The sequence below is a fragment of the Tsukamurella sp. M9C genome (assembly GCF_020169415.1).
Classification (GTDB): Bacteria; Actinomycetota; Actinomycetes; order Mycobacteriales; family Mycobacteriaceae; genus Tsukamurella.
The window spans coordinates 40,236-56,996 of the sequence record NZ_JAIULG010000017.1; the positions used below are offsets into that span (position 1 = coordinate 40,236).

A 16,761-nucleotide genomic window follows, 5' to 3' on the forward strand; every position below is an offset into this window, starting at 1 on the left:
GTTCGCTCTCGAACACCGTCACATGGTTAGACGGGCCTCGTCGCCGGAACTCATCGGCCCGCGCGGATATATTTTCCGGTGGCCGATGAGCTACCCCTGCAACGCGGAATCGAGGATCTCCAGGCCCGCGTCGATCTCGGCGTCCGACGCCGTGAGCGGTGGCGCGATGCGGAAGATCGAGCCCATGCCGGGCAGCTGCACCACGTTCATGTGCAGGCCGCGCTCGTAGCAGCGCTCCGTCACCAGCTTGCCCAGCTCGTTCGCGGGTTCCTTGGAGTCCCGGTCGCGCACCAGCTCGATGCCCTGCATCAGGCCGCGCCCGCGCACGTCGCCGATGGCCTCGTGGCGCAGCGCCAGCTCGTCGAGCCCCGCGCGCAGCCGCGCCCCGCGCGCCGCGACCGAGGCCGCGACACCGTCGCCCAGGACGTCCAGCACCGTCGTCGCGACGGCGGCGACCATCGGGTCGCTGACGTGCGTGGTGAAGAACAGGAAGCCCCGCTCGTGGCAGACGCGCTCGATCTCCGCGGAGGTCACCACCGCCGCGATCGGCAGGCCCGCGCCGAGCGTCTTCGAGAGGGTCAGGATGTCGGGCACGATGCCGTCGCGCTCGAAGGCGTACGCGGCGCCCGTGCGCCAGAGGCCGGTCTGCGCCTCGTCGACGATGAGCAGCATGCCCCGCTCCTCGCACTTGCGCTTCAGCGCCGCGAGGTAACCGACGGGCACGTCGATGATGCCGCCCGACGACAGGATCGGCTCCACCAGGCACGCGGCCAGCGAGCCCGTCGACTGCGCGTCGATGAGCTCGAAGCCGAAGTCCAGCTCCGACTCCCAGTCGTACTTGCCCGCGGCGTCCACGAACCGCGAGCGGTAGGCGTTCGGCGTCGGCAGGGCGAAGTTGCCGGGGGCGGTGGGCCCGTAGCCCTTGTGTCCCGACGAGTAGGTCGCCGCGGCGGCGCCGGCGGTCATGCCGTGCCAGGACTTCGAGAAGCTGACGATCTCGTGCTTGCCCGTGTACAGCTTGGCCATCCGCAGCGCGGCCTCGTTGGACTCCGCGCCCGTGGTCAGCTGCAGGACGTGGCTCAGCGGCTCCGGCAGGGTGGCCGCGAGCCGCTCGGCCAGCGTCACGACCTGCGGCGAGAGCATGCCGGAGAACAGGTGGTCGAGTGTCGCGATCTCCCGCTGCACGGTCGCCACGATGGCCGGATGGCTGTGCCCCAGAATGGCGCTCATCTGGCCGGAGGTGAAGTCGAGCCACCGCCGCTCCCCCGAGTACACGTAGGTGCCCGCGGCACGGTCGATGGGCAGGGGCGCGAAGGTGCCGCCGTAGCGCACGACGTGCGCGGCGACCGATTCCGAGAAGCTCACGCGCTCACAGTAGCCGCCCGGCCAGGTACGCCTGCGCCAGTTCGACGGTGCCGTCGGCGAATCCGGGATCCGCCTCCAGTGCATGTCCGTGCGTGCCGAGCCAGCCGAGCAGTTGCAGTCGCCGCAGCAGCACGAAGTCGGGCAGGAGCGCGGCGTGCGCGTCGGGCAGTGCCCGACGGTGGCGGTACGCCGCGGCCCAGGCGGCCGCCCACTCCGGCAGCCGCGGGTCCGTCTCGACGAAGGACGCGGCGGCCGCGAATTCGAAGAGGTGCCAGCCGAACCCGGCGTCGTCGAAGTCGATCACGGTGAATCCCGCGCCCGGCGTGATGAGGTTCGCGGCGCGCAGGTCGCCGTGGATCAGCCCGAATCGGTCGGCGGTGCGGCCGAAGGCGTCGATCCGTTCCGCCGCGCGGTCGGCCGCCGGCGCGATCGCCCGACGGTGCGCCTCCCCCACTGCGAGCCCGTCGCGCCAGGAGCCCCAGCGGGGCCGCGGCCCGATCGTCTCCTCCACGCCCCAGGTGAAGCGCGTGAAATCGGCGGGCCGTCGCCAGGACTCGGCGTGCCCGTGGAAGACCGCGGCGATCTCGCCGAGCGCCGCGAAGTGCGCGACGTCGAGCGCCTCGTCGGGCACGGGGCCGCCGGGCAGCTCCGCGAACAGCACCGCGCGGCGGCCCGTCGGGCCATCGATCAGGACGTCGCTCAGCGGCTCGACCACGGGCACCGTCGTATCGCGGCGGAGGGCGGCGATCCACGCCAGCTCGGAGGCGATCGCCGCGTCGCCGACGTACCCGGGCCGGTGCAGTCGCAGCACCGCCGGCCGCGGCCCGCCGCGCACGCGGAAGGTGGCGTTCTCGCTGACCAGCAGCGGTTCGACGGTGCCGCCGGGCCACGCATCCTCGGCGATGCGCTGCGCGACGAGGGAATCGGCCTCCGCGGAGCTCACTTGACCACCTTCATCGTCATGCGGGAGTCCACGCGCACGATCGCCGGGTCGCCCATGAGGTGCGTGGTGACCCAGCGCTCGTACGTCGCGAGATCCGCGACGCGCACGCGGATCAGGTAGTCGGGCAGGCCGAACATGCGGCGCACCTCGATGACCTCGTCGAACGAGGCGATCCGCGCCTCGAAGGCCTCCACCGACGCGCGGTCGTTGGCCCCGAGGTCGGCGTTGATCATGACCTCGAAGCCGCGGCCCAGGGCCGCCGGGTCGAGCACGGCGGTGTAGCCGGTGATCACCCCGTCGGTCTCCAGCCGCCGCACGCGGCGCAGGCACGGCGCGGGCGTGAGGCCCACGCGCTGCGCCAGCTCCTGGTTGGTGAGCCGCCCGTCGTGCACCAACTCGTCGATGATTGCTCGATCGAGTGCATCCACGTCGGAGATATTGCCACAGCGAGCCCCGATCGAACTATTTTCGCAAGCACATTGCGCGGGATGCGAAATAGAATTGTTCCCCATGGGAGTTCCGTCGAAGGTCGCCGTGGTGCAGCTGGGCCTGTTCGTGCTCGGCATCGGCCTCGGCGTGGTGGTCACGGGCAACGGCCTGCCGTGGTGGATCGCGCCGGTGCTGTCGATGGCGGTGTACGCGGGGTCCGTCGAGTTCCTGCTCGCCGGCCTCCTGGCCGCGGCGACGCCGCTCGCCGCGATCGCCGCCACGACGTTCCTCGTGAACTCGCGACACCTGTTCTACGGCCTCACCTTCCCGCTCGACCGGATCCGCAGCCGCGTCGGGAAGGCGTACGGCGTCTACGCCCTCACCGACGAGGCCTACGCCCTGGTGAGCACGGCACCGTCGGCCACGATGACGGGGAAGATGATCCTGCGCACCCAGATCGGCCTGCACGTGGCGTGGGTCGCGGGCTCGCTGGTGGGCGGGCTCGCGGGCGGCGCCTTCCTGCGCGACGTGCCGGGCGTCGACTTCGTGCTCACCGCGTTGTTCGTGGTGCTCGCGATGGACGCGCACCCGGACCGCACGACGCTCGCGCTCGCGCTGGCCGCCTGCGCGGTCGCGCTCGCCGCGGCGCCGGGCGCGATGCTGCTGGTCGCGATGGGCGGCTTCGCCGGGCTGCTGGTGGTCCGGCACGTCGTGGCCCGCCGGAACGCGAAGGAGGCGGCGCATGCCTAGCACCGGATACCTGCTCGCGGGCATCGCGATCGCGGCCGCGGTCACCGTCGCGCTGCGGCTGGCACCGTTCGGCCTGGCCTCGGTACTGCGCGATTCGCCGCTCCTCGCCGACTTCGGACGGTGGATGCCCGCGGGCGCCGTGGTGGTGCTGGCCGTGTACTGCATGGCGCAGGTCGACTACGCCGCGCCGGCGCACGGGATCCCGCAGATCGCGGGCGTGGCGGCGACGGCGCTGGCGCACCGGTGGCGGCGCAACGCGGTGCTGAGCATCGTCGCGGGCACCGGGGTGTGCGTCGCGCTGAGTTACGCCTTGGCGTGATGGCACCATGAGCTGATGCGCGAGGAGATCGTCACCACCGGCGACGTGCGCCTGGCGGTGCAGCACCGCCGCGTGCCGGATCCGACGGGCCCGCCGGTGCTGCTCATCCACGGCATGGCCGCGGACCACCGCACCTGGCGGCGCACCGTCCGCGCCCTGCACGCCGCCGGCCGCGACACCGTGACGTACGACCAGCGCGGCCATGGGCGCAGCGACCACAGCCCCGAGTACCTGCTCGACGAGCTCGCCGCAGACGCCGAGCGGGTGGCGCGGCACGCGGGCCTGGAGACCTTCGACGTGGTCGGGCACTCCCTCGGGGGCCAGGCCGCGCTGCGGCTCGCGTGGCGCCTGCCCGACGGTGTCCGCCGCCTCGTCCTCGAGGAGATGCCGCCCGTGGCGCTCGAACCCGAGCAGGTCGCGGAGTCGATGGACGTGCCGCTGACGCCCCGCCGGGTGTGGCTGGGCGTCAAGCAGGTCGTGCAGACGCCGGGCGCCCTCTCGCGGTTCGACAAGACGATGATGGACTCGGTCTCGCCGCAGTTCCACCCCGATCCGGCGTGGTGGGAGCGACTCGCGGCGACCGACCAGGAGACGCTGGTGATCTCCGGCGGCCCCCGCGACTTCCTCCGCCCCGAGTACCTGCGGCTCGTCGCCGACGCGCTGCCCCACGGCGAGTTCGTCGAGCTGCGCGGCGGGCACACGGTGCACCGCGAGTCCTCCGCCGCGTTCGCCCGCGCGGTCCTCGAGTTCCTGCGGTGACCGGCTACGCCCCGTCGTCCACGGAGCGGAGCGCGTCGAGGACGGCGCGCGTGCGCCGGTCGCGCCGGGCGAGCAGGCGCTCGTAGTTCTCCTGCCCGGTGCCGTACGCCGCGTCGACCTTCTCGATGAGCGCCTCCGTCGATTCGGGGGTGTTCGACGGGGTGCCGAGCGGGATCTTGCCGACCTCGGCGCCGATCCCGGTGAACAGGTGCCGCGCACCCTCGGGCCCGCCGCCCAGCGCGTTGCCCTCGAAGAGCCCTGTGGCCGCCCAGCGCAGGCCGAGTGAATTGCTCAGCGCGACGTCGAGGTCCTCGACGCTCACCACGCCGTTCTCGACGAGGTAGCGGGCCTCGCGGCTGATCGCCACCTGCAGCCGGTTCGCGACGAAACCCTGGATCTCCTTGCGCAGCACCACCGGCGACCGGCCGAGCTCCCGGTACAGCGCGACGGCCCGCTGCGTCGTCTCCTCCGACGTGCGCTCGCCGGGAACCACCTCGACCAGCGGCATGAGCGCGGGCGGGTTGAACGGGTGCCCGACGATCACCCGCGAGGGGTCGTCGAGGTCCGCGGCGATCGGCGTCGCGGGGATCGAGGAGCTCGACGTGGCGAGCACCGCGTGGGATGGAGCCGCGGCGACGATCTGCGCGAACAGATCCTGCTTGATCGGCAGCCGCTCGGGACCGTTCTCCTGGACGAGGTCCGCGCCCACCACCGCGGCGGCGAGGTCCGCGGCGACCTCCACCTGCGCATCGCCGGGGAACTCCGCCGCGACCAGCTCGGCGAGGTCGGGCCGGGGATCAGAGAACGCGACGCGCCAGCCGTGTGCGCGGGCGAGTTCCGCCCACGACAGGCCGATGACTCCCGCTCCGATGATCGCGATCTTCCGTGCCTGCGCTGCGGCGTCCATCGTGTGCGTCCTACCTCGCCGCTACGGCGTCTTCGGCGCCACTGCGCCGCCCGAGATGGAGCGGTACGCGTTGATCAGCACGAGCGAGGCGACGGGCGCCGCGACGAGCAGGCCGACGCCGCACAGTGCGCCGCCGATGGCCAGGATCACCACGGTGACGATGTAGACGAGGATCGAGTTGCCCACGTCCTTCTGGAAGACGGCGAAACCCTGCTTGAAGGCCTCGCCCACGCCCAGCCCGCGGTCCACGACGGTCGGGAGGATGTACATCGTGACCAGGCCGACGACGATCGAGCCGATGTAGCCCACGTACGGGATGGCCGAAATCAGGCTGGCGACGATCGCCAGGAGCAGCGCGGTGAGCATGGACGGGCCGGCGTTGCGCGGCGCGAAGAACGAGCCGATGCTCACCGGCTTGCCGTCGGCGATGTCCAGCAGGCCCGACGTGTACGCGACGAGGCAGATGTACAGGATGAGCGCGCCGACGAAGGAGAAGATCACCGTGGCCACGGAGCCCGCGGTGGTGAGATCGACGGTGGTCGAGCCGTCCGACTCCTCGATCACATCACCGACACCGAACTGGCTGATGAGGAGGTACGCCAGCGCGGAGGCGGCGACCAGCGCGATCGCGTAGACGATGATGGGGACGATCAGCGCGGCGGCGTTCTTGGTGAACTTGTTCCACGACCAGGAGATCGCGTCCCCCAGGTTGAAGTGCGCCTGCGGCGCAGGCGGGTACTGGCCGAATCCGGGCTGCCCGTAGCCCTGCGGCGGCACCGGCGGCGGGAAGCCCTGCCCGGGCTGCGGGGGTACGGCGCCCTGCGGCGGAACGCCGGGCTGATCGCCTGTCGGATCGTTCGGTGGTTGCGTCACGGAAACCTCCCCTGGGTCGGGAGCTCGGCGCTCCCGTTTTGCGGTCGCACTCATTTAACGACACAAACCGAGGGCCCGCCCACCGTTCGGTGAGCGGGCCCTGGTTCGGCTTCCGTGAGGACGGTTTCCCTAGGGGGTGGGCGGAGCCACCTGGCCGCCGGAGAGGCGACGGTAGGCGTACACCTGGACCAGGGCCGCGAGCGGGCCGGTGACGAGGACACCGACGTAGCAGAGCGCGGTGCCGAGGCCGCCGACGATGCCCGCCAGCAGCGTGGTGAGGATCGAGTTCCCGGCATTGCCCTTGACCGTCTCGAAGCTGGCCTTCAGCGCATCCGGGCCGCTCAGCCCGCGGTCCACCGCGAAGTGACCCGCGTACGCGAGCAGGAAGGCCGCCGCGATCCCCGGCACGATGCAGAGGATGTAGCCGACGGTGACGGCGAGCGCCACGAGCAGCGCCGCGACGGCGGCCGCGCCGAAGTTGCGCGGCTTGAAGAACGATCCGATGGCCACCTCGCGACCGTCGGCGATGTCCAGGAGGCCGGAGAGGTACGCCGACTGCACCAGCATCGCGAGGAACACGATCAGTCCGATTCCCAGGATCGCCACGACCCACGTCAGGCCCGTCGGCTGACCGGTGATCTCGGCGGAGGTTCCGTAGTCGTACTGCGTGGTGCTGACCGTGGTCTCGGACAGCGTCGCGGTGAACAGGAAGCCGAACAGTGCGCCGGCGATGCCGAGCACGACGGCGTACGCCAGCATCGGGACGATCAGCGCCGCAGCGTTCTTGGTGAACTTGTTCCAAGCCCAGGAGAAGGCGTCACCGACGTTGAAGGGCTGCTGGCCGCCGAACTGCGGCGCGCCGTAGCCGCCGCCGGGAGGAGGCGGGAAGCCGCCCTGCGGCGGAGGCGGAAAACCCTGGCCACCCTGCGGAGGCGGGAAGCCCTGGCCGCCCTGGCCGTACCCCGGGTCCTGCGGCGGCGGGAAGCCTCCCGCGGGCGGGGGCGGGAAGCCGCCCTGCCCGTACCCCGGCTGCTGCGGGGGCTGCTGCGGGTAGCCACCCTGCTGGTATCCGCCCTGCTGCGGATCCTGCGGGTTCTGCGGGTAGCCGCCCTGGTTGTCACCAGGGTAGTTAGGCGGCTGCGTCATGGGTCTCCTCCACTTGCTCATGAACGAACAGGGAGAACCTACCAACCGCAGGTGGTGCACACCATAGGTGGCGGCTCAGCCCTCGCTCGCCCGACGCTTCGCCTCGCGCTTGGCCTTCCGGAGCGCGAACTCCTCCTGCTCGAGCCGCAGCGCCTCGTCGGGCGGCGGAGCGCCGCCGCCGAGCCTGGCCGGCACCCAGTCCTCGCCCGCCGGGGCGGGGAATCCGCGCTGCGCGTCCAGCAGCGTCTCCCCCATGGCGGCGCGCAGCCGGGCGGTCAGGGCGACGGGGTCGTCACCGTCGGGATGGAGGGCGGGACCGACCTCCACGACGACGGGGAAGCGATGCCGGCCGATGCGGCGCTGCGTGCCCTTGGACCAGATGCGTTGCGTACCCCAGACGGCCATCGGCACGATCGGCACGTCGGCCTCGATGGACATGCGGGCGGCGCCGGACTTGAGCTCCTTGAGCTCGAAACTGCGGCTGATGGTGGCCTCGGGGTACAGGAGGATCACCTCGCCGCGCTCGAGGGCGGCCTCGGCCTCGTGGTAGCTCTCGGCGCCGTGCTCGCGGTCGACGCCGATGGCCCCGCAGTGCTTGATGATGAAGGCCATGATCTTCACCTTGCGGAGCTCGGCCTTGACCATGTACCGCGGCCACCGGCCCGTGCGCTTGATCGCGAGGCCCGATTCGAGGAAGTCGACGTAGCTGGTGTGGTTGACCGCGACGATCACGCCGCCGGTAGCAGGGATGTTCTCCAGGCCGCGGTACTCCACCCGCAGCCCCTGTGCGCCCACAATGCTTTTCGCGAGCATCAGGACCACCTGATAGACGGGTTCGCGCCGCGCCATCACACCCCCTGCAGTTGGTTCCTGCAGCGAGGATACGACGGCGCGGCGCGGGCCGCGTCGGATCAGTAGGCGACCGAGAACCGCTCCCGCTCGTGCGCGGGGGTGAGGATCTCGTCGACGAACGCGATCGCGTAGTCGGCGCCGGAGATCTCGGAGTTGCCGTCGGCGTCGGTGAGCAGCAGGTCGCCGCTCGTGCGGAAGGTGCCGCGCTTCTCGCCGGGGTTGAAGGAGCCGTAGCTCGCGGCGGGGCTGAGGTAGAACCAGTCCACGTCGTCGACGGTGCGCAGGTAGTCCAGCGCGCGGTCGTGCTCCTGGGCGATCGGCTTGACCTCGTCGGGGAACGACGGGGTGTCGACCAGCTTGGGTCCGCCCTCGGCGACGAGCAGGCTGCCGGCGCCGCCGACCACGCCGAGGCGGGCGCCGGTGCTGCGTGCGGCGGCGACCAGTCCCTCCACAGCGGTGCGCAGCTCGGTGCCGTCGCCCGACGGTGCCGCGGTCGGCAGGGCGGAGACGATGACGGCCGCGCCCTCGACCGCGCGGGCCACGAAGGCCGCGTCGGTCACGTCGCCGGCCTCGGCGGTGGCGCCGGCCGGGACCTTGGCGACGTCGCGGGCGACGCCGACGACCTCGATGCCGCGGCTCAGGGCCTCAGTGGTGATGTGGCCGCCGGAGTAGCCGGACGCGCCGAAGACGGTGATCCTCACTTGGCGCCCTCCAGCTTCTTCTTGAGCAGCAGCGCGTCGACGCCCAGCGAGGTCTGCGGGACGGCGGCGACGGCGAGCAGGCCGGCGATCAGCACGAGCGGCAGCTCGATGCCGCCACCGGTGGCGAAGAAGCCGTTGTCGATGTGCACCGTGAAGATGGCGCCGAGCATGTCGATGATCAGCACGATCGCGACGATCGGGACGGCGAAGCCGACGATGAGGAGAGCACCGCCCAGCAGCTCGGCGAGACCGGCGAACCAGGCCGACAGGGTGGGCGCCGGGACGCCCATCTTCTCGAAGGCGCCGGCGGTGCCGCTGAGGCCGTTGGTGACGACCTTCTGCCAGCCGTGGGCGAAGAAGACGACGCCGAGGATGACCCGGGCGAGCGTGAGAAGCGTGAACTGGGTGGCGACCAGTTTCTTGACCATGAGATCTCCTAAGATGGTTGAAGCTTCAAGCGTTTGTCGCTACCATGGAAGCACAGACGAAACGTAAGCGCAATAATTCCGTACGTGTAAGGTTTTCCGCCATGGCTGATTTCGACGTCTTCGCCAAGGACTGCCCCTCGCGAGAGGTGTTCGCCCACGTCACCGGACGGTGGGGCGCGCTCGTCCTCGGGCGCCTGCGCTCGGAGCCGCAACGCTTCGGCGAGATCCGGCGCCAGGTCGAGGGCATCAGCGACCGGATGCTCACCCAGACCCTGCGGGACCTCGTCCGCGACGGGCTGGTGAGCCGCTACTCGGCCGGCACCAATCCCCCGCACACCGAGTACCGACTCACCCCCGCGGGAGCCGGCGTGGCCGACGCCGTACTACGGCTCGCCGAGTCCGTGCAGACGGCGATGGCCGCGCCGCGGCTGCCCTGACACTCCTCGACCCCTCCGGGAGGGAACTCATGACCACCATGCCCGCGCTGTTCCTCAGCCACGGCGCACCGCCGCTCGTCGACGACGAGCGATGGGTCGCGCAGCTGCAGCGCCTCGCCGCCGACCTGCCTCGTCCGGAGCAGATCCTCGTGGTCTCCGCGCACTGGGAGGCCGCGCCGCTCACCGTGGGCGCCACCGATTCCCGTGTCCCGCTCACCTACGACTTCGGCGGCTTCCCCGAGCGGTACTACCGCACCGTCTACCCCTCCCCCGGCGCGCCCGACCTGGCGGACCGGGTCGCGGCCATGGCGCCCGACGACCAACCCGTGCACCGGGACTCGCAGCGCCGGCTGGACCACGGCGCGTACGTGCCGCTCACGGTGATGTACCCGGACGCCGACATCCCGACGCTGCAGGTCTCGCTCCCCACGCTCGAGCCGAAGGCGCTGTTCGGGCTGGGTCGGCGGCTCGCGGAGCTGCGCGAGGAGGGCGTGATGATCATCGGCTCCGGGTTCACCACCCACGGCCTGCCCTTCCTCACCGACCCGAGCGCCGACGCCGTCGCGCCCGGGTGGTCGGTCGAGTTCGACGCGTGGGCGCACGAGCGGTTCGCCGCCGGGGATGTGGACGGGCTCATGCGGTTCCGCGAGGAGGCGCCGGGGATGCCCTACGCGCACCCACGGATCGAGCACTTCTCACCGCTGTTCGTCACGCTCGGCGCGGCGACGGATCCCGAGGCCGCGCCCGAGGAGCCGATCGACGGCTTCTGGATGGGGCTGGCCAAGCGCAGCATCGTCGCGGCCTGACGCGCGTCAGGCCCCGTCGGCCGCCCCGGCCAGGTAGCCGAGGAGGGCGGCATCGTCGGACTCGAGGCGGTCGACGATCTCGCCGCCGTCGCAGCGCAGCAGGGCGACGACGGCCCGCTCATCGGTGCGGCGCAGGACCGTCCAGGTGCCGCCGGAGTCCTCCCAGCGCCGCAGCTGCTCGAGCGGGGTCATCGTCGACGGTGCGCCGTCAGGCGACGGCCTTCGCGACCAGGGCCGCGATCCGCGCCTCGGTCTCGGCGTCGAGGGCGGTGATGTTCCAGACGATGGGGTGCATGGAGGCGCCCTCCTCGAAGGCGGGGTTCACCGTCTCGCCGAAGCCGAAGGCCACGTACGTGTCTCCGGGCTTGATGTAGCAGATGTCCTCGCCGCCGCCGACGTAGAACGGCAGGCCCCAGCGCACGACGGGCTCCAGGCCCGGCGCGTTCTCGCGGATGATGGCGTGCAGGCGCTCCCCGATCTCGGCGTACGGCGCGGGCATGGCGCGGAGCTTGGCGAGAACGGCGGCGTCGCCCTTCTTGGTGAACATGACGGTGGGCCTCCTCGGCGTGGATCGACGACTCACGGTACCCCGCACGAGGTGATCGGGCGGGGCCGAATGCACCGGCCCCGCCCGACTCACGTCTCCCCGACTCGGACGTCGCTATCCGCCGGTCGCGGGTCGGCGCTCCGCGAACGGATTGCCGCGCAGCTCCTCGAGCGCCCGGCCGACGGCGAAGACGGTGTCGTCGTCGTACGGATGCCCGACGACCTGCACGCCCGTGGGCATGCCGTTGGCGGCGAAGCCGCTGGGCATCGCGAGCACCGGGCAGCGGTTGTTGACGTTGAACGGCATGGTCAACAGGCCCTCGGTCCAGGGGACGACGGTGCCGTTGATCTCGATTCCGTCGGCCATGGTGTCGCCGGCGGGAAAGCCCACGGCTGCGCTCGTGGGGCAGATCAAGGCGTCGTAGCCGTCCATCGCGTCGGCGAGACCCTGCATGAGGTTGTACTCGGCGCGGACGGCGTCGAACATCGTCATGTGCTCGCGGGCGATGCTCGCCAGATCGAGGAAGTTGCGGGCGTAGTCGTTCATCAGCGCGGTCCGGTCGCCGACGATGCTGTTCATCAGCGACGCGACCATCTGCGCGAAGTGGCCGGCGGTGCCGACCCGCAGATCGTCGATGTTCCAGCCGAATCGAACCTCCTCAACGATCGCGCCGGCCTCGGCGAGCGCGTTCGCGGTGGCCCGAGCGTTCGCGACGACCTCGGGGTCGACGGCGAAACCACCGAGGTCCGGTGAGAACGCGATCCGCATGCCGCGCACGTCACGATCGTCGGAGATGGTCACCGTCGGCAACGACGTCTGGTCCAGGCGATGCTGCCCGACGACGAGGTTCGTCGCCAGCAGCGTGTCGGCCACCGTGCGGCCCATGACGCCGTCGCCGCGGTAGTAGTCGAGCGTCATGGGGCCGGCGCCCGGCACGCGGCCGTAGGGCGCCTTGTATCCGACTGCAGCGCTGAAACAGGCCGGGCCGCGGGTGGATCCGCCGATGTCGGAGACGGTGGCCAGCGTGGTGAAACCGGCCGCGACCGCGGCCCCCGCACCGCCGGACGAGCCGCCGGGCGAGAAGTCCGGGTTCCACGGGTTGCGGGTGATGCCCCACTTCTTGGTGTGGGTGTACGTCGCGATGGAGAACTCCGGCGTGGAGGTGCGGGCGTGGAACACGGCGCCGGCGGCGCGGAGCCGCTCGATCACGGGATGGTCCTCGGGCGCGGAGTAGCCCTCCCACGCGAGCGACCCTTCGGTCACCCGGTAACCGGCGATGGCGTGCTTCTCCTTGGTGGCCACGGTGATCCCGTCCAACGGCAGAGCGGTCCCGTCGGCGTACCGTCGTTCGGATTCGCAGGCGCGCTCCAACGCCCAGTCGTCCATGCGCTCGACCAGGGAGCAGAGGAGGGCGTCGCCCTCGTCGGCCCGCTCGAGCTGGGCGCGGAGCACCTCGACCGGGGACACCTCGCGCGAGCGGAACAACTCGAGGAGTTCGGTGGCGGGCAGGTAGCAGAGGTCGCGGTTCACTTGGCGAGGTCCTTTCCGGGAACAACATCAGTGGCTGGAGCGTGGTAGAGCAGGGACGAGGGGACGCGGGCCCGGAACGCCTCGGCGTTGCGGGGAGCGGCGTAGGCGGCGATCACGGAGACCACCGCGCCGAGGCCGAGGAACATCCAGGCCGCGGTCCAGCCGGAGTTCTGCGCGAGGAAGCCGACGATCGTGGGTGAGAGCACACCCGCGATCATGCCGCCGAGCAGGATCATCCCGGCGGCGATGCCGGTGACCTTCGGGTCGAGCTGCTTGATCGGGATGCTGAACGATCCGATGTAGGCAGAGGACGCGAGGCCGACGATGAGCGTGGTCGCGGCGACGTAGGTGAAGACGTTAGGCATGAAGGGCAGACTGATCACCAGCAGGCCGGCGATCGTCATGCCGGGCACGATGAGCCGGATCGGGTTGCCGCCGATCCGGTCCGAGTAGCGGCCCGCCAGCACGATCATCAACGCGGCGGCCAGGCCCGGCGGCAGGGCCAGCAGCGCCGAGGCCGACGGGGAGAGCGCGAACTCCTCCTGCAGATACGTCGCGGTCCAGGCGTTCCAGCCCCAGATCAGGATGTCGTAGCCGAAGAAGGCCAGGGCGAACCACCACATGGCGGGGGTGCGGAGCAACGCGGCGGTGCGGCCCTTGGCGACGTCGTTCGCGGGCACGTCGTGCATCGGGGCGGGCATGCCCTTGATGAAGACGAAAGTGATGACGATGCCGAAGATCGAGATGACGAGGAACATGCCGCGCCAGCCGACGAGCGGCAGCAGGATCGCGGCCACGATCATCGCCATCACGACGCCGATCGCATTGGAGCTGTTGACCCAGCCGTTGGCGGTCATCCGCTCATCGGGCAGCGATCGCTCCGCGAGCAACTTCATCGCCGCGCCGGGGAAGATCCCCTGCGCCAGACCGAACAGGATCCGGATCGCGATCAGGGTGACGAAAGAGGTCGCCAGCGCCGTGAGGCCGGTGAAGATCGACCAGGCGATGAGCCCGATCACGGCTATCCGCATCGCGCCGAACTTGTCGGCCAGCATGCCGCCGGGGAGCTGCGCCGCGGCGTAGGCGAGGAAGAAGACCGAGATCACGAGGCCGAGCTGGCCCTTCTCCAGGCCGAGATCCTTGCCGATCAGCGGCAGCGCGACGCCGATCACCGATCGGTCGATGTAGTCGATGCACCAGGCCGTGAACAGCAGGATCACGGTAGTGCGAGTGATGGGGTGCAAATCGGTCTCCCGGTTCAGGTCCGGCGTGTGATCGCCGTCATACTCAGTGGGTGGAGCAGAGCGTATGGAGCGGAGCGATCGATCGAGTCGCCGCGCTGATATACGGCGCAGACGGCCCGGTCGTGGCGAATTCCGGTCACGACGTGCTCGCGGACGACGATCAATTACTGGTAGCGGAGCTCCAGGCCAGGCCACGCGCCCCCTGGACGGACATCGGAGGCGCGCTCGGCATCAGCGGCACCACGGCGTCGCGGCGCTGGAATCGTCTGGTCACCGACGGGTACGCCTGGATCACTGCGTATCCCGCGCAACTGTTTCCGGTGACGGGATACGTCTGGATCACTGTTTCCCCGCGCCGACGGCGGCACGTCGGGGCCACGATCACCGCGCATCCCGCGACCTACTGGGTCGACCAGCTCGACGGCGAACGGACCTTCCTCGCCGGCGTCGCCGCGACGTCGCTCCGCGGGATCGAGGCGACCGCCACCGAGATCGCCGAGATCGACGGGGTGATGGACGTCCACCTCCAGCTCTGCCGATCAGTCATGCACGACGGGACCGTGTGGCAACCCAAACTGGCCGGCCCCGTCGACCAGGAGCACCCGACGATCTGGCGCGCACGCGAGACGGGCGATGTCGCGCGGCCGTCCGAGACGGACATCCGACTGTTCCGCGCTCTCATGCGCGACGGGCGCGCGACCTACACGGAACTGGCCACCGCGACAGGGCTCTCCGACCGGACGGTGCGCCGCCGCCTTCCGGAACTGCTCGAGAACCGGATGCTCAGCACCCGCTGCGACGTGAGCCGCGAGACTCTCGGCATGGAATCGGGTTTCTTCCTGTCGATCCGGTGGACCGCCCGCTGGCGCAGCCTGATCGGAGTCGCCTGCCGGATGCCGGGCGCCCGGCTCGTGGCGGGTGTCAGTGGGGCGAGCCCGTTCCTGCTCCAGTTCTGGGGACGGTCGATCGCGGACGCCGACATGGTGGTCGCGCGTCTCGAGGCCGCCGTCCCGGATCTGCACATCGACCGCATCGACTACTCCGTGCGCTCCCTCAAGCGGTTCGGGCGCTACCTCGGGCCCGACGGGCGGGTCGCCGACGACGCCCTGGCTCCCGACGTCGACCTCTTCGACTACGCCCACCTGGCCGACCGCCCGACGTGACCGACCGCGGATACGAAAGAACCCCTCCGACCGTGGTCGGAGGGGTTCTCCCTCTGTGGAGCTAAGGGGAATCGAACCCCTGACCTCCTCGATGCGAACGAGGCGCGCTACCAACTGCGCTATAGCCCCTTGCGGAACTCGAATACCTTAGCAAGCCCCGCGGCGAAACTGTTAACCGACCTTGCGCTCGTACGGTTCCCGCACGTCAGCGGGCCGATCGGCGGGGCGATCGAGGAAGTCGAACTCCTCGGCGCGGTAGCGCGGCAGGTGGTCGAAGGCGGGGTCCTCGTCGTCGATCTCCATGACGATGCAGCCGCCGCGGCGCAGGTGCGCCGGCACGCCGTCGCGCACCTCGGCCTCGCGGGCGCGCTCGCGGCGGGCCCGCTCCAGCCGGGCCATCCGGCGCCGACGGATCTCGGTCTCGATCCGCACCGTCCGGCGCAGGTAGGCGAGGTAGGCCACCAGCGCGAGCACGACGGCGCCGAGGCCGTACCAGGCGAAGGGCACGTTCATCAGGCCCGCGCCGAGCGCGACCACTGCGAGCACGCCCAGGACCAGCGTGACCCGCTGGCGGAACCGGAACCGCGCCTCGGTGATCCGGGCGTCGTTCTCGGGGTCGTAGCCGCCGCGGCGGCGGCGCGGCTCGGCGTCGCGGGCCTCGTCGGCGTACTCGCCCTCGTACTCGGCGTCGTCCAGCTCGTCGTCGGCGTCCTCGGCCACCGGGCGGGAGACCGGGTCGATCTCCTCCGTCAGCTGCTCGTCCGCGGCCACGTCATCGACGTCGTCGTACTCCGCGACCTCGACGACCTCGTCGGCCTCGGCGTCGACGTCGGCGTCGGCGTCCGCGGCGATCTCGGCCTCGGGCTCGGCCTCGACGACTGCCTCGGCGACGGGTGCGGTCACCCGGCGGACGATCGGCGCGGCCTCGGGCGCGGCGGCCTCGTCGGTCGCCTCGGGGGCGTCGACGTCGAGGCGGTCGAGGTCGACGACCTTCGTGCGCTTGGCCATCGCGGCCCGCTCTACGGTGTGGATCGGGGTGGTGTCGCCGTCCATCGGGCTGGATCCGTGCAGATCGTCGACGTCGGAGTCGACGTAGGCGTGCGCCTCCGCGTCCTCGTCGGCGGTGTCCTCGGCCGCGGAGTCGGAGGTCTTGCCGAGCACGATCCGGCCGTCCTCGACGATCTCGTCGTCCTCGAGCTCGGCGTCCGCGTCGGCCTCGCCGCGCGGCTCCTCGACGACGGTGGCCGCCGGGCGGATGCGGCGCCGCACAGCGCGGCCGGCGGAACCGCCGCGGTGCAGCAGCCGGGTCTTCAGTGTCGCGTCGGACACCTGGTTCACCTTGGGGTGCCGCGCCGCGAGCATCGGAACGAGCACCACCAGCCACGCGACGATCAGCCCCACCCAGAGCAGTGTCTGCGGGATCATGTCGGCTCCCTCCGGCAATCAGCGAGCACGGATCACATCCGTGTAAGTCGCCTTGAAGGCTATTTCACCGTGGTGAATCAGCGCGCCCGACGCGCCGTAGCCAAACCCCAAAAATCTCAAACAGTCACTTCAGTCAC

20 protein-coding genes and 1 tRNA gene are annotated in these 16,761 nt (G+C 70.9%); 6 read left to right on the plus strand and 15 right to left on the minus strand.

Annotated elements, in window-relative coordinates; genetic code table 11:
• Positions 1-90: 90 nt before the first annotated feature.
• From LB823_RS10540 to LB823_RS10550, 3 genes are read right to left on the minus strand one after another with little or no spacing between them, the layout of a single operon-like run.
• Complete coding sequence (locus LB823_RS10540; RefSeq protein ID WP_224646993.1) at positions 91-1,365, minus strand: aspartate aminotransferase family protein; 1,275 nt, start codon at positions 1,363-1,365, stop codon at positions 91-93.
• Between the two features lie 4 nt (positions 1,366-1,369).
• Positions 1,370-2,308, minus strand: a complete 939-nt coding sequence (locus LB823_RS10545) for a phosphotransferase enzyme family protein (protein WP_224646995.1) — start codon at positions 2,306-2,308, stop codon at positions 1,370-1,372.
• On the minus strand, positions 2,305-2,736 hold the full coding sequence (locus LB823_RS10550) for an Lrp/AsnC family transcriptional regulator (protein WP_224646997.1): 432 nt from the start codon (positions 2,734-2,736) through the stop codon (positions 2,305-2,307). The genes LB823_RS10545 and LB823_RS10550 overlap by 4 nt, the downstream gene beginning before the upstream one ends.
• Positions 2,737-2,818: 82 nt before the next feature.
• Here LB823_RS10550 and LB823_RS10555 point away from each other — a divergent pair, with 82 nt between their 5' ends.
• From LB823_RS10555 to LB823_RS10565, 3 genes are read left to right on the plus strand one after another with little or no spacing between them, the layout of a single operon-like run.
• Positions 2,819-3,487: an AzlC family ABC transporter permease gene (locus tag LB823_RS10555; protein ID WP_224646999.1), complete on the plus strand. Its 669-nt coding sequence runs from the start codon at positions 2,819-2,821 to the stop codon at positions 3,485-3,487.
• Complete coding sequence (locus LB823_RS10560) at positions 3,480-3,806, plus strand: branched-chain amino acid transporter permease (protein ID WP_224647000.1); 327 nt, start codon at positions 3,480-3,482, stop codon at positions 3,804-3,806. The genes LB823_RS10555 and LB823_RS10560 overlap by 8 nt, the downstream gene beginning before the upstream one ends.
• A 15-nt stretch (positions 3,807-3,821) precedes the next feature.
• Entirely contained in the window at positions 3,822-4,565 is a 744-nt protein-coding gene (locus LB823_RS10565; protein WP_224647002.1) for an alpha/beta fold hydrolase, read from the plus strand.
• A 4-nt stretch (positions 4,566-4,569) separates the two neighbouring features.
• Here the strand turns inward: LB823_RS10565 and LB823_RS10570 are convergent, their stop codons facing one another.
• From LB823_RS10570 to LB823_RS10595, 6 genes are all read right to left on the minus strand, one after another.
• Positions 4,570-5,472 (minus strand): 3-hydroxyacyl-CoA dehydrogenase NAD-binding domain-containing protein, encoded by a 903-nt coding sequence (locus LB823_RS10570; protein WP_224647003.1) that lies wholly within the window; start codon positions 5,470-5,472, stop codon positions 4,570-4,572.
• Between the two features lie 21 nt (positions 5,473-5,493).
• A complete protein-coding gene (locus tag LB823_RS10575) occupies positions 5,494-6,345 on the minus strand; it encodes a hypothetical protein (RefSeq protein WP_224647004.1) in 852 nt (283 codons plus the stop codon).
• 129 nt (positions 6,346-6,474) lie between these two features.
• On the minus strand, positions 6,475-7,491 hold the full coding sequence (locus LB823_RS10580) for a hypothetical protein (protein ID WP_224647005.1): 1,017 nt from the start codon (positions 7,489-7,491) through the stop codon (positions 6,475-6,477).
• Between the two features lie 75 nt (positions 7,492-7,566).
• The gene (locus LB823_RS10585) at positions 7,567-8,340 is read right to left on the minus strand and encodes a 1-acyl-sn-glycerol-3-phosphate acyltransferase (RefSeq protein ID WP_224647007.1); all 774 of its coding nucleotides are present in this window, start codon (positions 8,338-8,340) and stop codon (positions 7,567-7,569) included.
• A gap of 62 nt (positions 8,341-8,402) precedes the next feature.
• Complete coding sequence (locus tag LB823_RS10590; RefSeq protein WP_224647009.1) at positions 8,403-9,044, minus strand: NAD(P)-dependent oxidoreductase; 642 nt, start codon at positions 9,042-9,044, stop codon at positions 8,403-8,405.
• Positions 9,041-9,472 carry a DoxX family protein gene (locus tag LB823_RS10595; RefSeq protein ID WP_224647011.1) on the minus strand — a complete coding sequence of 144 codons (432 nt, stop codon included), beginning with the start codon at positions 9,470-9,472 and terminating at the stop codon, positions 9,041-9,043. The genes LB823_RS10590 and LB823_RS10595 overlap by 4 nt, the downstream gene beginning before the upstream one ends.
• Positions 9,473-9,573: 101 nt before the next feature.
• Here LB823_RS10595 and LB823_RS10600 point away from each other — a divergent pair, with 101 nt between their 5' ends.
• Complete coding sequence (locus tag LB823_RS10600; RefSeq protein ID WP_224647013.1) at positions 9,574-9,909, plus strand: helix-turn-helix domain-containing protein; 336 nt, start codon at positions 9,574-9,576, stop codon at positions 9,907-9,909.
• A 29-nt stretch (positions 9,910-9,938) separates the two neighbouring features.
• Positions 9,939-10,715 carry a dioxygenase gene (locus LB823_RS10605; protein WP_224647015.1) on the plus strand — a complete coding sequence of 259 codons (777 nt, stop codon included), beginning with the start codon at positions 9,939-9,941 and terminating at the stop codon, positions 10,713-10,715.
• Between the two features lie 6 nt (positions 10,716-10,721).
• On the opposite strand, the gene LB823_RS10610 is transcribed toward LB823_RS10605, so the two are convergent.
• The 4 genes from LB823_RS10610 to LB823_RS10625 form a co-directional block, all read right to left on the minus strand.
• Positions 10,722-10,907, minus strand: a complete 186-nt coding sequence (locus LB823_RS10610) for a hypothetical protein (RefSeq protein ID WP_224647017.1) — start codon at positions 10,905-10,907, stop codon at positions 10,722-10,724.
• Between the two features lie 16 nt (positions 10,908-10,923).
• On the minus strand, positions 10,924-11,262 hold the full coding sequence (locus LB823_RS10615) for a DUF1801 domain-containing protein (RefSeq protein ID WP_224647018.1): 339 nt from the start codon (positions 11,260-11,262) through the stop codon (positions 10,924-10,926).
• A gap of 114 nt (positions 11,263-11,376) precedes the next feature.
• Positions 11,377-12,792, minus strand: coding sequence for an amidase (locus LB823_RS10620; protein WP_224647020.1), 1,416 nt, complete (start codon positions 12,790-12,792; stop codon positions 11,377-11,379).
• Complete coding sequence (locus tag LB823_RS10625; RefSeq protein WP_224647022.1) at positions 12,789-14,012, minus strand: MFS transporter; 1,224 nt, start codon at positions 14,010-14,012, stop codon at positions 12,789-12,791. Before LB823_RS10625 ends, LB823_RS10620 begins: the two co-directional genes overlap by 4 nt.
• 146 nt (positions 14,013-14,158) lie before the next feature.
• On the opposite strand from LB823_RS10625, the gene LB823_RS10630 reads away from it, so the two are divergent.
• A complete protein-coding gene (locus LB823_RS10630; RefSeq protein ID WP_224647024.1) occupies positions 14,159-15,199 on the plus strand; it encodes an Lrp/AsnC family transcriptional regulator in 1,041 nt (346 codons plus the stop codon).
• A gap of 56 nt (positions 15,200-15,255) precedes the next feature.
• Here LB823_RS10630 and LB823_RS10635 read toward each other — a convergent pair.
• Together LB823_RS10635 and glpR are read right to left on the minus strand one after the other, a co-directional pair.
• Positions 15,256-15,328: transfer RNA gene (locus LB823_RS10635), tRNA-Ala, on the minus strand.
• A 42-nt stretch (positions 15,329-15,370) separates the two neighbouring features.
• Positions 15,371-16,624 carry a gephyrin-like molybdotransferase receptor GlpR gene (gene glpR / locus LB823_RS10640; protein ID WP_224647026.1) on the minus strand — a complete coding sequence of 418 codons (1,254 nt, stop codon included), beginning with the start codon at positions 16,622-16,624 and terminating at the stop codon, positions 15,371-15,373.
• Between the last annotated feature and the right edge of the window lie 137 nt (positions 16,625-16,761).

What these genes read in the sequence shown, in the direction of transcription:
- LB823_RS10555 (WP_224646999.1), top strand. Translation starts at nt 2,819, where the DNA reads ATGGGAGTTCCGTCGAAGGTCGCCGTGGTGCAGCTGGGCCTGTTCGTG.
- LB823_RS10560 (WP_224647000.1), top strand. Translation starts at nt 3,480, where the DNA reads ATGCCTAGCACCGGATACCTGCTCGCGGGCATCGCGATCGCGGCCGCG.
- LB823_RS10565 (WP_224647002.1), top strand. Translation starts at nt 3,822, where the DNA reads ATGCGCGAGGAGATCGTCACCACCGGCGACGTGCGCCTGGCGGTGCAG.
- LB823_RS10570 (WP_224647003.1), bottom strand. Translation starts at nt 5,472, where the DNA reads ATGGACGCCGCAGCGCAGGCACGGAAGATCGCGATCATCGGAGCGGGA.
- LB823_RS10580 (WP_224647005.1), bottom strand. Translation starts at nt 7,491, where the DNA reads ATGACGCAGCCGCCTAACTACCCTGGTGACAACCAGGGCGGCTACCCG.
- LB823_RS10585 (WP_224647007.1), bottom strand. Translation starts at nt 8,340, where the DNA reads ATGGCGCGGCGCGAACCCGTCTATCAGGTGGTCCTGATGCTCGCGAAA.
- LB823_RS10595 (WP_224647011.1), bottom strand. Translation starts at nt 9,472, where the DNA reads ATGGTCAAGAAACTGGTCGCCACCCAGTTCACGCTTCTCACGCTCGCC.
- LB823_RS10600 (WP_224647013.1), top strand. Translation starts at nt 9,574, where the DNA reads ATGGCTGATTTCGACGTCTTCGCCAAGGACTGCCCCTCGCGAGAGGTG.
- LB823_RS10605 (WP_224647015.1), top strand. Translation starts at nt 9,939, where the DNA reads ATGACCACCATGCCCGCGCTGTTCCTCAGCCACGGCGCACCGCCGCTC.
- LB823_RS10610 (WP_224647017.1), bottom strand. Translation starts at nt 10,907, where the DNA reads ATGACCCCGCTCGAGCAGCTGCGGCGCTGGGAGGACTCCGGCGGCACC.
- LB823_RS10615 (WP_224647018.1), bottom strand. Translation starts at nt 11,262, where the DNA reads ATGTTCACCAAGAAGGGCGACGCCGCCGTTCTCGCCAAGCTCCGCGCC.
- glpR (WP_224647026.1), bottom strand. Translation starts at nt 16,624, where the DNA reads ATGATCCCGCAGACACTGCTCTGGGTGGGGCTGATCGTCGCGTGGCTG.